Genomic DNA, 14,430 nt, shown 5'->3' with positions numbered 1-14,430 from the left:
TCATACCGTCGACGTTAGTGATCGCGTCCGGCGCCCAACACCCTGAAACACCCTGACTAGTCCCCTGATTTCTCCTGGATCAGCCCCGGGCCGCGATCAGCCGCGGCGCGGACGTCGTGACCGCAGGTAGTCTCCGACCACCGCGGCACCGAGTCCGTCGACGTCGGGAGCAACCACCCGACCACCGATCCTGCGGGCGATCTGGTCCATGAAGTGCGCGAGGCCGGGGTCCTCCCCCAGTCGGAAGAACGTGACCTGCGCTCCCATTCGTGCGACGTGGTCGAGTTCGCGCACGGTGAGCGCGATGGTCTGCGGGTGCGGCGGATAGAAGAAGAACGGCTCGCCGCTCGGGTCGAGGTGCGCGGTGGGCTCGCCGTCGGTGACAACCAGGACAACCGGCTGCGCGTTGGGAAATCTGCGCAGGTGCCGCTGTGCGAGCAGTAGTGCGTGATGCAGGTTGGTCCCCTGCTCCATCCGCGGCTGTAGCCCGGTGAGTTCGGCGATGTCGATGCTCCGGGCATACCGTCCGAAGGCGATCACTTCGAGCTCGTCGCTGCGAAACCTGGTGGAGATCAGGTGATTCAACGCGATCGCGGTCCGCTTCATCGGCGTCCAGCGACCCTCCATCTCCATCGAGAACGACGTGTCGACGAGCAGCACCACGGCGGCCTGTGTCCGGGCCTCTGTGTCGGCGACCTCGACGTCGCGCACGGAGATGTGCACACCGTCGCGGGCCATCGCCGACGGCGCGTGCGCGGGGTCGGAGCTCTCGGTGATGGTGCGCAGCACCGCATTCGAGACAGTGCGCGTAACATCCCACGGGTCGGTGTCGCCGAACTCCCACTCGCGCGTCGCCCCGGTCGGCTCGCCGAGCAATCCCGATTTGCGGGTCTGTCGGTCACCCCGACGCCCCGACATCTGGTCGGCGATGTCACGAAAGATGGTCTGCCCCAACTGCCTCATCGCCTTGGGGCTCAGGCGCAGAGTGCCGTCGGACGTACGGTCGAAGAATCCCTGCTCGGTCAACGCCTTCTCGAGCTCGGCGAGTGTTCTGGCGTCGACGGCCGCCTGGTCGCCGAGTTGTCGTGCGAGGGCGTCGAGGTCGATGTCGTCCATGCGCGCACCGGCGTACTGCTGCGAGAGTTGCTCGGAGAGTGCGTCGAGTTCGGAGATGTCGTGCAGCGCCGCCGCACCCTGCCCCAGTCCCATCTGCTGATCGCCCGAGAACGACTCGCCGCCGTCCCAATCGAGACCCGGTCTGGCCTCCCGCAACGCCGAATCCATTTGCGCGAGTTGATTCATCAGATCGGGTGAGCCGAACGCCTGCTGCGCGAGCTGATCGAGTTCTGCTCGTTGTTCGGGCGTCAACGAGTTATAAAACTGCTGCGCCGCTGCGGCACGTTGTGCGAGCGAATCGATGAGTTCCTCTGTGTTGCGCGGGTTTTCGGGGAAGTACTCACCGTGCTTACGCATGAAGTCGTCGAATTGCTCAGTGGTGTCCTCGCCACGATTGTGGGCGTCGAGAAGCTTGTTGAGGTCTGTGAGCATCTCGGAGATGGCCTCACGGTCCTGGTCGGAGGCACCCTCGAGCGCTTCCTTCATCCCCGCGAAACGCTGGTCGAGCAGTTCCCGGCCCAGCAGATCCTTGATCTTCTCGAAGTCCTCGCGCGCCTGCGGGCTCCGCCAGTTGTACTCCGACAGTTCCTCGACGGCCTGAGCAGTCGAGGGCGGCAGACTCCCGATCTGCATCTCGGCGAAACGCGCGTCGTCGTCGAGGTCGCGTGCGAGTTGTTTGCGCTCCTCGAGTACCGCACGGTCGAGGAGCTCGCGGATCTCATTGAACGTTCCGTCGAGGTTTCGTTGCTTCAACAGCTCCTGCCGCCGACGGTTGACTTCCTCACGCAGCTTGTCCAGGCCGCGCATGTCCGACGTTCCGCGGCGCAGGAATTCGCGGAGCGCGCGCTGCGGCGACGCTCCCGCCATCACGTCGTCGCCGATCTCCTCGAGCGCTTCGCGTAGATCGACCGGCGGCGCGAGCGGGTCGGGGCCACCGGTGTACCGCTGGTAGCGCGAACGGTGAAAGTTCTTCTGAGCCATGTGTATACGTCCAGCCCGATGTCGAACGGCGTAGATCAGCCGTAGATGGTCTGCCCCTCGTCGTCGGCTTCCTTGCCGATGCGACGGGCCAGAAATAGTCCCTCGAGCGCTAGTTCGAGTGCGCTCGCACGCTCGCCGTCCGCCTCGGCGTCGAGTCGCTCGGCGATGCCGTCGAGGACGCCGGCCGTCGTCTCGGGTGAGGGGATCGACGCCAAGAAGTCCGACGCCGTGACCCTGTCGCCGGTGACAACGGGTTCTCCGTTCTCCAGGGCGTCGACGAGCGGCGCCATGTCGATGCCACCGAGGTGTGCGCGAACGGTGTCGGCGACGGACTTACGGAGCAGGTGCTCGAGGATCTCGAGCTCGCGCCCCTCTTCACCCGACTCGAACTCGATCTTGCCGCGCAACACCTCGATCACCGATTCGAGATCGACGACGCGCGCAACGGGCACGTCCTCCCCGGTCACGGTGGCGCGATGCAACGCTGCGGCGGCCACGGTCTCTGCGGCCGCGATCGAGAACCGCGCCGAGACGCCCGACCGCTGATCGATCGACGGATGGTCGCGCGCATAGCGGGTGAAGCGGGCGAGGATCTCGGTGATGAAAGTCGGAACCGTCGCCGTGAGGTCGGCTTCCTGCTCGATGACGGAGATCTCGTCGTCGAGTTCTAGTGGGTAATGCGTCCGGATCTCGGCGCCGAAGCGGTCTTTGAGCGGTGTGATGATGCGGCCGCGGTTGGTGTAGTCCTCGGGGTTCGCGCTCGCCATGACCAGGACGTCGAGCGGGAGTCGCAGTGTGTAGCCGCGCACCTGAATGTCGCGCTCCTCCATCACGTTGAGCATGGAGACCTGGATGCGTTCGGCAAGGTCGGGCAGCTCGTTGATGGCGACGATGCCGCGGTGCGCACGGGGAATGAGTCCGAAGTGAATGGTCTCCGGATCGCCGAGGCTGCGGCCCTCGGCCACCTTCATCGGGTCGATGTCGCCGACGAGATCGGCCACGGACGTGTCGGGTGTCGCGAGCTTCTCGCTGTAGCGCCGGCTGCGATGACGCCATTCGATCGGGAGCTCGTCGAGAAGTGCGGCTGCGCGTCGAACCGACGCCGGCGTGATCGGCTCGTACGGATGCTCGCCGAGTTCGGAACCCTCGATGACCGGCGTCCACTCGTCGAGCAGGCCGACCAGTGTGCGCAGAATGCGCGTTTTGCCCTGGCCGCGTTCGCCGAGCATGACCACGTCGTGGCCCGCGATCAGCGCACGCTCGAGTTGCGGTATGACCGTCGCCTCGAACCCGACGATTCCCGGCCACGGGTCGTCGCCCTCGCGAAGCGCGGTGAGCAGGTTGTGGCGGATCTCGTCACGCACACTGCGCTGCACATGGCCGCTGGCACGCAACTCGCCGACGGTTCTTGGTGAGGGTGGGCGACTTTCGGTGGTTTGGGAGTTGGATGTGGTGAAGTTCTCCTCTGGCACCTTCTCCACGGTACTCCCGTCGAGCGTGCGGGCGCCGGGTTCGCGACTGCGTTCGCCGCCAGGGCTCAAGGGCGCCAGGCGGGATCGCGCCCGATGAATCCGACGAGCCTCGCGACCGGATCGGCGTCGTCGTCAACAGGCACCGCCGGTCCGTACTGACCCGACGATCGCAGCAGCTCCTCGATACCGGTCATGCCGTCGAGCAGGCGCTGCGCGAAGACGGGGTCGAGGTCGGGGGTCCTGCCCCCGGCCGCCGCGAGATCCCAGGTGTGCATGAAGACGTCGGCTGTATAGAACTGATCGACCGCGTCGGCGAGACGATGCTCACCGACCATCGGGTGCACGAAAGCCGAATTCGACGACGGGCCGTCGAGCAGTTCGCCGATCGCGGCACTGCGCGCCTGCCAGGCGGCGAGCGGGTCGTCGGCGACAGACGGCGCGTTGGGAAGCTGCACTCCCCCGGCGTCGAGGAAGCTCGCGAACCAGTCGATGAGATGAGCGACGACGTCGCGCGCCACCCATCCGTCGACCGGCGTCGGAGCATCCCAGTCTTGTACTGCTGCAACCTCTTCCGCGAATCCGTCCGCGATGATGCGATGACGGTCGGCAGCGCTGACCTCGGTGAGCGACGTCGTCATGTCAGACCTCTCCGAGCAGTCCGTCGAGTTTGGCGTAGCCCTCGTTGACCCCGACCTCCATGCCCGACGACAACCAGCCATCGCGGGCTTCGAAGCTGTCACAAAGGGATTGGGCGTGCAGGCGCGTCGTGCCGTCGCCGAGATCCTCGAAGTGCAGCGTCTCCAGCGCCACCTGATCGGGCATGCCCTCCCAGGTGAAGGTCTGCACGATCGTGTCGTCGGAAACGGTGTGGAAGCAACCGCGGAAGTAGTGGTCTTGATCGCCATGTGTCGCGGCGTAGCGCCAACTTCCACCGTTTCGCGCGTCCCACTCGATGATTCGACTGGAGATCACGTCTGGGCCAACCCAGCGTACGAACAGCTCGGGATCGGTGTGCGCTCTCATCAATTGTGCTGGGGTGCCGCGGAAGTCGCGTGTGATGCGAATGATCGGCACCTCCTTGTCGGCCTCGATGGTGGCTTCCGGATAGCGCGTCTGCGTGCTCATGATGCCTTGCCTTTCTTCGTCGGTGACTCGTCGCGGTGAACCGCGTCGTGCATCTCTGCGTTGTTCATCTCTGCCAGTACGACGTCCAGACGCTGATAGCGCTCCTCGGCCGCGCGGCGGTACCACTCGATCCACTTGGTCATGAGGTCGAACACCTCGGCTTCCAGGTGGACAGGGCGTGTCTGCGCCTCCCGGGTGCGGGTCACCAGGCCTGCGTCTTCGAGCACTTTCAAGTGCTTCGACACCGCCTGGATGCTGACGTCATACGGCTCGGCGAGCTGACCGACCGTCGCATCCGAGACCGCGAGCCGCGCGACCATGTCACGCCGGGTCGGGTCCGCCAGCGCGGCGAACACCTTGGACAACTCGTCTGCCACTCGCCCTCCTCAACCGTTTGGTTGAATACGAGTGTGCGACGCCGCCGCCTGGTTGTCAACCCTTTGGTTGAATACGCCGCGCGCTGGTGCTGGGGCTAGACCCGCTGGTCGAGCTGAACCCGCTGGTCGAGCCTGTCGAGACCACCCGCCGGTCGAGCCGCGCGCCGCCGGTCGAGCCGACACCGCTGGTCGAGCCGCGCGCCGCTGGTCGAGCTTGTCGAGACCACCCCGTCGCCGGTCGAGCCGCCACCGCTGGTCGAGCCTGTCGAGACCACCCGCTGGCCGAGTTGCCCCCGCCAAGGTGGTTTCGACTCGGGTGCTCGCTACGCTCGCGCCCGCTCAACCAGCGGAAAACGGGCCCAGCCCGCTGGTCGAACTGACCCGTATCCTCGCTACAGCCGCGCCCGCTCAGCCAGCGGAAGGCGGGCCCACCGGCTCGTCGCCGCGGAGCGTAATGCGGTGCATCACCCGGCGGTTGTCGCCGTAGTCGCGGTTGGCGTAGTGCAGGGTGTTGCGGTTGTCCCACAGCACCAGGTCGCCGAGGCGCCAGCGGTGTCGCACAATGTGTTCCGGCTTTGTCAGGTGCGCGTACAGCAGATCGAGAATGCCCCGGCTCTCGGCATCGGACACGCCCTCGATATGCGATGTGAAGCCCGGGTTGACGAACAACGACTTGCGCCCGGTCTCCGGATGTACTCGCACGACGGGATGGGTCACCGGTACCAACTCGGTGACTTCCTTTCCGTCCCAGACGTTTCCGCGACCACCCCGACGCTGCTTGAGGTAGTAGCCAAACTCTCGATTACCGTCGTGCACGGCAGAAAGATCTTCGACGAGCCGCTGTACCGGAGCCGACAACGACTCGTACGCGAGCTCGGCGTCGGCCCAGTTTGTGTCGCCTCCGTTGCGCGGCAACACAACCGGGCGCAGGATCGAGCCCATCGGCGGTCTCGGCATGAACGTGACGTCGGTGTGCCAGACGTCGGCGAAACCGTTGTCGGTGCTGTCGAGCGAGTACACCTCGGCAGGCACGTCGCCGCTGTTCCACACGGGATGTCCTGCGGTGAGATCGCCTACGCGACGGCCGAATTCGACGTGCGACGCGTCGTCGAGGTGCTGGTCGCGCAGCACGATCACCTTGTACTCGATCAGTGCGGCCCGGATGGCGCGGATCTCGTCGTCGGATGCCGAAGCGACGTCGACGCCGCGGATCTCGGCGCCGAATCGAGGGCCGAATTCGTCGATGTCGAACTCGACGCCCGACGCGACCGTCGCCGAATCAATAGGCGTCGAATCGAGTGGGGCTTGTGCGCCGGTACGTGAGGAATCAGGGAGTGAAATGGTCATGGTGGGTCCTTCTCGGGGAGTCGTAAGTGGTTGCGAGTCCGAGAGAGACCGGCGGCGAGCCGTGGTGGCTGCCGTCTGCCCATGTCATCCGGTGAATCATCTGCGCGTACCCCTGCTGCTCCTGAAAGGCCGTGGTCCGCGCCGACCCACCGTCGACAACAGAGTCCCACAGTCGACACCGATCGGCAGCGCGAAGCGTGCCGACGGGTGCGATGAGGTGGGAGGTTGTGCTCACACCACCTGTTTAGTCACCGACGAGCAGCCGGAACAGGGTTTACCGCAGCGCGATAAAAACCCCGACGCTCACTTCTTCCCAGCAGATTCGCCGCGCGCCGCACTCTTGACCGCGCTCGCGATCTCGGTGCGCAGGACGGTGTACTCAGCGGAGTCTCTGATGTCGTCGGCGCTGATACCGGTACGCGGAATCGGCGACGAGATGTCGAGGGCCACACGACCGGGACGGCTCGTCAACACGACGATCCGCGATCCGAGGAACGCCGCTTCCTCCGCGCTGTGCGTCACAAAGACATTCGTGCGGCCCAGCTCGGCACTAACGGTCCTGACGTCTTCCTGAAGCGTCTCCCGCGTCAGCGCGTCGAGAGCCGCGAACGGCTCGTCGAGCAGGAGCAGCGACGTGTCGCCCGCCAACGCACGCGCGATGGCGACGCGCTGCTGCTGACCACCCGAGATCTCCCAGATTCGACGATTCGCCGTGTCGGACAGACCGACTCGTGCGAGGAGTTCCTCCCGTCGTACCGGCCGGTCCGAACGCGGCACGCCCGCGTACTTCAGAGCGAGGTCGACGTTGCCTCCGACGGTGCGCCACGGAAACAGCCTCGGCTGCTGGAAGACCACACCGGATGAGGTGCCGGGCACCGGTTTGCTCCCAGAAACCTCTACGACGCCCGACGCGGGGTCCTCGAATCCGGCGATCAGCCTCAGGAGCGTCGACTTGCCACAACCCGACGGACCGACGAGTACGAGTACTTCACCGGGGTCGACCTCGAGGTCGACGGGCCCGACGGCCGTCACAGTGTCATTGCCTTTGCCGTACTGCTGGGTCACCGCGCGCAGGCTGATGCTGCCTTCGCCTTGCGCTGCAATGGGAGTCGACGACGCTTCGCCTTCGGTCACCGCAACGTCGACCTTCTTACCAGCGTCAACCTTGGTATCACTGTGCTGTGAGGACACCGGGAAGCCCCTTGGTGTAGATCGCGTTCTGGAACGTCGACAGCGGGGGCGCCGACGGGATCTGCTGTTGTTCCGCAAGGAATTCCGCGGCGCTGTGCAGGTTGTCGGCGACGTTGCCCGGCTTACCGTCGGTGCCGAGCCACTGCGGCGAGGTCAGCTCGTCGTTCGTCAGGTAGATACCCTGCTTGAGCTGGTTGGCCGCGTCCTCGGGTGTCGTATTCAACTGTGCGGCAATAGCCTTGGACGCCGCCTGCGGATCGTCGTGGATCTGCTTGAGAGCGCGTGCTTCGACCTTGCGCCAGGTGTCGACGACGTCGGGGTGATCCTTCGCGAAGCTCGACGACACGACGCCGAGGTCGAGCGTCGGCTTGCCCCAGGTGGCCACCTCACGGCTGGTCACGATGGTCTTACCGGACTTGCGCAACTCGTCGAGTGTCGGCAGCCAGGTGTAGACGGCGTCGACGTCTCCGCGCTGCCACGCGGCCAGCGATGCCTGCGGCTGAAGATCGATCAGATTGACATCTTTGGGATTCACACCGGCGTGGTTGAGTGCGGCGAGCAGACTGTAGTGCGAGGTCGATGCGAACGCCGTCGCCACGCGCTTGCCCTTGAGGTCGGCGATCGAATTGATCCCGGTTCCGTTGCGCGCCACCAGCGCCTCGTTGTCGCCCGCGACGTCGAGGATGAACGCGACCTGGTAGGCGATGTTCAACGGCGCGGAGAGTCCGCGCGCCACGGGACTCGAACCGATTGCGCCGAAGTCGATCTGCTTCGCCACGAACGCCGTGTTGATGTCGGCGCCTGAATCGAACTTGGTCCACTTGACGTTGTAGTTCGGTAGCGCGTCCTCGAGCCACTTGTTGTTCTTCACGATCAGATCGCCGCTCGGGAAGGACTGGTAGGCAAGGCGAATCGTCGGCTTGTCGCTGTCGCCGCCGGACTTGTCGACAGAGCAACCGGTGAGCACGACCGCAGCCGAACCGACGAGAGCACCGACCGTCACCCCCAGCGAGCGCAGCCGCGATCGACGAGCCTTGCTCGATGTCAGGAATGTCATTGTTGTTCAGGCCTTTCCGCGCCACGGCACCAGGCGGTGCTCGATCATCCGAAGTATTCCGTCAATGACAAGACCCGACAGTCCGATGAGGACAATGCCGACAAGCACGACGGGAGTGTTGTTGTAGTTACTGGCGTCCTTCACGACGCCTCCGATGCCGGGAATTCCGTTGAAGAGCTCCGCCGCGACCACCGACGAATAGGCGATGCCGACCGAAAGCCTGATGCCCGTGAATGTTTCGGGCAGTGCGGCCGGAATCACGACGTCGGAGATCACCTCACGCCTGCTTGCTCCCAGCGCGCGTGCAGCCTCGATCAGCGAGACCGGCGTGGCGCTGACGGCCGTGGTGGTCGCCACCGCCGCCGGCGGCAAAGCGGCCAACGCGAGAAGCGTGATCTTCGGCGCCTCGTCGATTCCCAGCCAGATGACCAGGAGGAAGAAGTACGCCAGCGGAGGCAGGGCGCGCAGGAATGTCAGCCACGGCTCGAGAAGTCGTCGGACCCACGGGATCGACCCCATGATCAGCCCGAGGACAACACCCGCCGCGACGCCGATCACAACACCGACGCAGACACGACGCAGCGTCATGTAGAGGTGTTCCCACCAGTAATAACCGGCATATCCGACGACGCCGTTGTGCGTCGTCGACATTTCGACGAAGGCGTGCCATACGGTGCCGAGACGCGGCACGAAGGTCTCGCTCCAGACGCCGCTGACGGCGACGGCTTGGTAGACAGCGAGGAACAGAACCACGGAGAGCACGGGGAGACCGAATTGCAGTGCAACAGAACGAAGCCTACTGCCGGTCGAGGTCTTCTCGACCCCTGGTTGCCCGCCCTGCTGCTCTTCGGGCGAGATGTCGACGAACAAAGTCACCGGCTATGTGTACCGGTCCGGGCAGCGCGCGACCATCTTTTTCCTCAGCGTGAGAAAAAGGCCCGCCGAAGTAGCGTGGTGGGTAGTCGCTTCTATGGGGACGTCGACGATTATGTGCGCCAAGCGTACGTTCGCGCAAGGGATCTCGACTCGACGACTGGTATCAGCTGAACGCCAACCACACAGCAAGACCGAGCCCGCCGAGTCCCACCGCGATACGCAGGGGCCCGGCGGGCAGTCGCTTGACCACAGGTGGACCGCACCAACCGCCGATCAAGCAACCGATCGCCATCGCGATCGCCGCGGGCCAGTGAACCGGGCCCCAGATGATGAACCCCACGGCCGCAACAAGATTGGCGACGCCCAGAAACAGAGACTTCAACAGCGTTGCGCGCCAGAGTGGTTCGCTCGTCACGACGAGAGTCAGGGCGAGTAGCACGATGCCCGCGCCCGCACCGAAGTAGCCGCCGTAGATGGAGATCAGGCCGAGTCCGACGACGAAGAGCCACGGACGGTCGGCATGACGTGAGGCGAGTCGTCGAAGCTGTGGTTGAACGAGCAGAGCGATCGCCGCAAAACCGACGAGGTACGGCACGATCACCTTGAAGCTGTCGGGGGGCGTGATCAAGAGAATGATCGCGCCGATCGTGCCGCCGATCAGCGACGCGACCACACCGGCGTACAGCGGCCGACGATCACCCGCGAGCAGTACTTTGCCGGACTGGCCGAGACTCCCCGCCCCCACCGCGACGAGCGACACCGTGTTGGTGACGTTCGCCGCGATCGGGCTGAGTCCCACTGCCAGAAGGGCGGGATAGCTGACCACCGACGCCAAGCCGGTGACGTATCCGATCAGCCCGGCGCCGAACCCCGCGACGAACAGCAGCACGAGGTCGAGCACGCTCATCGGTCACGCCCACTCGGCGCGACAGAGCGCCCACTCGGCAATACGGAGCGCCCAGTCGGCAGAACGCGACGCCCAGTCGGCTCGACGGAGCGCCCACTCGGCCCGACGGAGCGCCCACTCGGCCCGACGGAGCGCACAGTCGACGAGATCAGGTCAGTGCGCGAAGTGCCGTGCACCGGTGAGGTACAGGGTGATGCCGGCCTCGGCGGCGGCCTCGATGACCTCTTTGTCGCGGATCGACCCGCCCGGCTGCACGACGGCCGATACTCCACCGTTGATCAGCACCTGCAGCCCGTCGGGGAACGGGAAGAAGGCGTCCGACGCTCCGACGCTGCCACTGGCCCGCTCGCCTGCGCGGGTGACGGCGAGGTGCGCCGAGTCGACCCGGTTGACCTGCCCCATGCCGACGCCGACAGAGGCGCCGTCCTTGGCGAGCAGGATGGCGTTGGACTTCACCGAGCGGCATGCGCGCCAGGCGAATTCGAGGTCGGCGAGGGTGTCGGGGTCGGCGGGAGGTCCTGCGACGAGTGTCCAGTTCTTCGGGTTGTCGCCCTCGGCGTCGAGGATGTCGCGATCCTGCATGAGCAGGCCACCGGACACCGGACGGAACTCGAGTCCTGCGCGCACGGGCGGGACGGCTCGCAGGATGCGGATGTTCTTCTTGCGCTGCAACACCGAGAGCGCGCCGTCGGCGAAGCCCGGGGCGATGATCACCTCGGTGAAGATCTCGGCGACCTGCTCGGCCATCTCGACGGTGATCTCACGGTTGGCCGCGATCACGCCGCCGTATGCACTGACGGGGTCGCACGCGTGGGCTAGGCGGTGCGCCTCGCCGATCGTCTCACCGATGGCGATGCCACAGGGGTTGGCGTGCTTGATGATTGCGACGGCGGGTGCGTCGAAGTCATGGGCGCTGCGCCAAGCGGCGTCGGAGTCGGTGTAGTTGTTGTAGCTCATCTCCTTGCCGTGCAACTGTTCTGCCGACGCGAGGCCCTCGGGCGCCGCAGTGGAGAGATAGAGCGCAGCGGCCTGGTGGGGATTCTCGCCGTAGCGCAGCACAGCGGAACGCTCCCAGGTGAATCCGGACCATTCGGGGAACGTCGATCCGTCCGCTGCCGGCGCAACCTCCTGCGACATCCAGGAGGCGACGGCGACGTCGTAGTCAGCGGTGTGCCGAAATGCCTTGGCGGCCAACTCACGTCGCTGCGTCAGCGTGAATCCGCCCTCGGCAACGGCAGCGGAGACCTGCTCGTAGTCCATAGGGTCGACGACGACGGCAACGGTGGGATGGTTCTTGGCCGCGCCGCGCACCATCGACGGTCCGCCGATGTCGATCTGCTCGATGCACTCGTCGGGCGTGGCACCCGACGCGACGGTCTCGGTGAAGGGGTACAGGTTGACCACTACGAGATCGAAAGGTGCGACACCCAATTCCTCGAGCTGCGCGACGTGCGACTCCTTGCGACTATCGGCGAGGATGCCCGCGTGCACCTTGGGATGGAGCGTCTTGACTCGTCCGTCGAGGCATTCCGGGAATCCCGTAACCTCCGACACCTCGGTCACCGGAATACCTGCTGCCGCAATGGTTTTCGCAGTCGACCCGGTCGAGACCAGTTCGACGCCCGCCTCGTGCAACGACGACGCGAGATCGGCGAGGTCGGTCTTGTCGTACACACTGACCAACGCGCGCTTGATGGGGCGTCGACCTGTGTCTGCGGGGGTGGCTGCGTTCACGGAATCCGGGCCTTTCGTCCGTCGATGACAACTCCTCGGGTGACGAGTTTCGCCACAACGTCGGCGAGCAGGAATCGCTCGACCGACTTGATGCGTTCGTGCAGGGTCTCCTCGGTGTCGCTCGGTGAGATCATCACCGGCGCCTGCGCGAGGATCGGGCCGGTATCGACACCGTCGTCGACGAGGTGGATCGTCGCGCCCGTCACCTTGACGCCGTGCTCGAGAGCGTCGGCGACGCCGTGCGCGCCGGGAAACGACGGCAACAACGCCGGGTGAGAGTTGACGATGCGGCCACCGAAACGCGACAGGAACGCCGGGCCCAGGATCTTCATGAAACCTGCGGTCACCACCCACGCGGGCGCGACTGCTGCCACCTGCTCGGCCAGCGCTTCGTCCCAGCGGGCGCGGTCGGCGTGGTCGGAGACACGACACACGATGACGGGGATCTCGTGGCGTTGCGCGATCGACGCTGCGCGGCAATCACGGTCGACGACTACTGCCATCACCTCGAAGGCGGCATCGGGGCCGTCGGCACGGTCGATGAGTGACTCGAGCAGTGTTCCCGTACCCGACGCCATCACGACGATCGGGACGCGTACCGGGCTACCGGCAGCGTCTACGGGGGTTCTGTTCACATCTGCGAGCCTAGTGGATCGCTGTTCGCGCCCCGTGAGCGAGTCGCTGCGTCCGCGGTGCTGACGGAGTCGACGCCGCTTCCGTCATCGTCAAACCCGGTGCCGTCGTCCAGCACTGTGGCGTCGTCGAACACTGTGGCGTCGTCGAACACGGTGACGCTGTCATCCGCGCCACCATCGGGCTCGTCACTCGCGTCGTCGCTGACGTCGACGCCGCTGTCCTCGTACTCCGAAGCACTGTCCAAGTCCACGACGCCGTCGGCGTCGTCGTTCTCATCCCAGGAGCCATCCTCGTCCCACGAGCCGTCCTCGTCCCGGGAGTCGACGACGTAGTCGTCGTCGTATCCGGAGTCGTCGAGCCAGGTGTCGAGATCGTCGGAATCCTCACCGCCGGACTCGATCTGCAGCCTGGCGCGCCGAGTCGATGGCAGGCAGCCGTAAATGAGCGCGACGATCAGGCCGACGACGACAACCCAACCGAGCGTGAACACTCCCGCAGCCGCGACATTGATGCCCGTCGCGCCGATCTCGCCGAGTTGGCCGCCCGCGGGCCAGGCAAGCAGCACGATGATCGACGCCGCGACCGCTCCGGCCACGCCGACAGCGCGGACGTGCGCGATCGGGTCGAGCGATCGGCATCGCCAACCGACGTAGCCGGCGACGGCAGCGGGCACAACGAATCCGACGACGCCGAGCGTGCCGTAATCGGCATCGGGGAGCGCCGCGAGCAGTGGCACGGGCGGCAGCGGGCCGCTGCGTACGGACAAGAGGTCCACCGACATCGCCCCGACGTGGACGTCGGCGCCCACGAGAACTGCCGTCGCGCCCACGATCACGTTGGGAAGGTAAAGGATCGACAGCACTGTCAGCCCCAGGTAACCGTCGAAGCGGTAGCCGCCGCCGAGGAGCTGCCCGACGTCGGAGAAGCTCAGTAAGAGTCGCACCAGAACGAGCACCGACCCGGCCGCGAGGAGCGCAACCGCGGCAAGGAGACCGAAGCGAAACCCTCGACGGTCGGCGGGGGTCACCGAGGTCAGTGCTGCGAGGTCGCGACGTCGTCTCCAGACCACACCTGCGGCTGTCGCCAGCCCGTGCAGTGCGATCGTGCAGCCGAAGGCCAACAAGGCATTTGGCGCAGCAACGGGCATATCCGACGATCCGTCCATGAGGACAGCCAATGCCATCGCGGTGATCACGAGTGGTCCGCCGATCGCAGCGGCCGCGATCGCCGCGAGCTCAGACGGAGACCGTCCAACGCGGCTCGCCGACGATGCGAATCCGGCGGTTCCCGCTGCGACGAGGAGGGTCGGAAGCATGGGAAGTACGCCGAGCGTGACGCCGTTCATCGTCAGCGGCACCTGGTGGATCGCGAGCCAGCACGCCGAGATCACGTTCGCGATGCCCGACATATCTCCGCCGGACATGAGGAGCACTGCCAGCACACAGACCACGAGGACCATCAGCGTGATGACCGGAACCCCGAATGCGACGAGGATCAACTCGCGCGCGCTGCCCTCGGTGCCGAGACGCTGGGCACGGGTCGCCCGCCGCACCTGACGCAGACGCGCGGAAAGATTCTCTCTGGGCACAGACCTGATCGACGACATCGTTA

General features: G+C 65.7%; 13 protein-coding genes. All 13 read right to left on the bottom strand.

The features are described 5' to 3' along the window. Nucleotides 1-96 precede the first annotated feature (96 nt). The 13 genes from ABW18_RS05365 to ABW18_RS05300 all read right to left on the bottom strand — a co-directional run bounded on the left by ABW18_RS05365 (nt 97) and on the right by ABW18_RS05300 (nt 14,425). Complete coding sequence (locus ABW18_RS05365; RefSeq protein ID WP_049697910.1) at nt 97-2,097, bottom strand: vWA domain-containing protein; 2,001 nt, start codon at nt 2,095-2,097, stop codon at nt 97-99. Between the two features lie 35 nt (nt 2,098-2,132). Further along, the gene (locus ABW18_RS05360) at nt 2,133-3,578 is read right to left on the bottom strand and encodes a sigma 54-interacting transcriptional regulator (protein ID WP_049697909.1); all 1,446 of its coding nucleotides are present in this window, start codon (nt 3,576-3,578) and stop codon (nt 2,133-2,135) included. Between the two features lie 56 nt (nt 3,579-3,634). Continuing rightward, nucleotides 3,635-4,207: a maleylpyruvate isomerase family mycothiol-dependent enzyme gene (locus ABW18_RS05355; protein WP_049697908.1), complete on the bottom strand. Its 573-nt coding sequence runs from the start codon at nt 4,205-4,207 to the stop codon at nt 3,635-3,637. 1 nt (nt 4,208) lies between these two features. Then, a complete protein-coding gene (locus ABW18_RS05350; RefSeq protein WP_049698093.1) occupies nt 4,209-4,697 on the bottom strand; it encodes an SRPBCC domain-containing protein in 489 nt (162 codons plus the stop codon). Further along, entirely contained in the window at nt 4,691-5,071 is a 381-nt protein-coding gene (locus ABW18_RS05345) for an ArsR/SmtB family transcription factor (protein WP_049697907.1), read from the bottom strand. Before ABW18_RS05345 ends, ABW18_RS05350 begins: the two co-directional genes overlap by 7 nt. 408 nt (nt 5,072-5,479) lie before the next feature. Next, a complete protein-coding gene (locus ABW18_RS05335; RefSeq protein ID WP_049697905.1) occupies nt 5,480-6,418 on the bottom strand; it encodes a TauD/TfdA dioxygenase family protein in 939 nt (312 codons plus the stop codon). Nucleotides 6,419-6,721: 303 nt separating this feature from the next. Then, nucleotides 6,722-7,552, bottom strand: coding sequence for an ABC transporter ATP-binding protein (locus tag ABW18_RS05330; protein ID WP_049698092.1), 831 nt, complete (start codon nt 7,550-7,552; stop codon nt 6,722-6,724). A gap of 37 nt (nt 7,553-7,589) precedes the next feature. Continuing rightward, nucleotides 7,590-8,666, bottom strand: a complete 1,077-nt coding sequence (locus ABW18_RS05325) for a taurine ABC transporter substrate-binding protein (RefSeq protein ID WP_152930006.1) — start codon at nt 8,664-8,666, stop codon at nt 7,590-7,592. A gap of 6 nt (nt 8,667-8,672) precedes the next feature. Then, complete coding sequence (locus tag ABW18_RS05320; protein WP_049697904.1) at nt 8,673-9,542, bottom strand: ABC transporter permease; 870 nt, start codon at nt 9,540-9,542, stop codon at nt 8,673-8,675. Nucleotides 9,543-9,705: 163 nt separating this feature from the next. Next, complete coding sequence (locus tag ABW18_RS05315) at nt 9,706-10,449, bottom strand: sulfite exporter TauE/SafE family protein (protein WP_049697903.1); 744 nt, start codon at nt 10,447-10,449, stop codon at nt 9,706-9,708. Nucleotides 10,450-10,602: 153 nt separating this feature from the next. Then, nucleotides 10,603-12,183 carry a bifunctional phosphoribosylaminoimidazolecarboxamide formyltransferase/IMP cyclohydrolase gene (gene purH / locus ABW18_RS05310; RefSeq protein ID WP_049697902.1) on the bottom strand — a complete coding sequence of 527 codons (1,581 nt, stop codon included), beginning with the start codon at nt 12,181-12,183 and terminating at the stop codon, nt 10,603-10,605. Next, entirely contained in the window at nt 12,180-12,761 is a 582-nt protein-coding gene (purN, locus tag ABW18_RS05305; RefSeq protein WP_049697901.1) for a phosphoribosylglycinamide formyltransferase, read from the bottom strand. Before purN ends, purH begins: the two co-directional genes overlap by 4 nt. A gap of 53 nt (nt 12,762-12,814) precedes the next feature. Beyond that, the gene (locus tag ABW18_RS05300) at nt 12,815-14,425 is read right to left on the bottom strand and encodes a cell division protein PerM (RefSeq protein ID WP_231895402.1); all 1,611 of its coding nucleotides are present in this window, start codon (nt 14,423-14,425) and stop codon (nt 12,815-12,817) included. Nucleotides 14,426-14,430: the final 5 nt, after the last annotated feature.

Origin of the sequence: Gordonia jacobaea (assembly GCF_001186365.1) — a bacterium.
Classification (GTDB): domain Bacteria; phylum Actinomycetota; class Actinomycetes; order Mycobacteriales; family Mycobacteriaceae; genus Gordonia; species Gordonia jacobaea.
The sequence above is the reverse complement of the archived record's forward strand: the minus strand, read 5'-3'. Positions and strand labels throughout refer to the sequence as shown.

What these genes read in the sequence shown, in the direction of transcription:
- ABW18_RS05365 (WP_049697910.1), bottom strand. Translation starts at nt 2,097, where the DNA reads ATGGCTCAGAAGAACTTTCACCGTTCGCGCTACCAGCGGTACACCGGT.
- ABW18_RS05355 (WP_049697908.1), bottom strand. Translation starts at nt 4,207, where the DNA reads ATGACGACGTCGCTCACCGAGGTCAGCGCTGCCGACCGTCATCGCATC.
- ABW18_RS05335 (WP_049697905.1), bottom strand. Translation starts at nt 6,418, where the DNA reads ATGACCATTTCACTCCCTGATTCCTCACGTACCGGCGCACAAGCCCCA.
- ABW18_RS05325 (WP_152930006.1), bottom strand. Translation starts at nt 8,666, where the DNA reads ATGACATTCCTGACATCGAGCAAGGCTCGTCGATCGCGGCTGCGCTCG.
- ABW18_RS05315 (WP_049697903.1), bottom strand. Translation starts at nt 10,449, where the DNA reads ATGAGCGTGCTCGACCTCGTGCTGCTGTTCGTCGCGGGGTTCGGCGCC.
- purN (WP_049697901.1), bottom strand. Translation starts at nt 12,761, where the DNA reads ATGGCGTCGGGTACGGGAACACTGCTCGAGTCACTCATCGACCGTGCC.
- ABW18_RS05300 (WP_231895402.1), bottom strand. Translation starts at nt 14,425, where the DNA reads ATGTCGTCGATCAGGTCTGTGCCCAGAGAGAATCTTTCCGCGCGTCTG.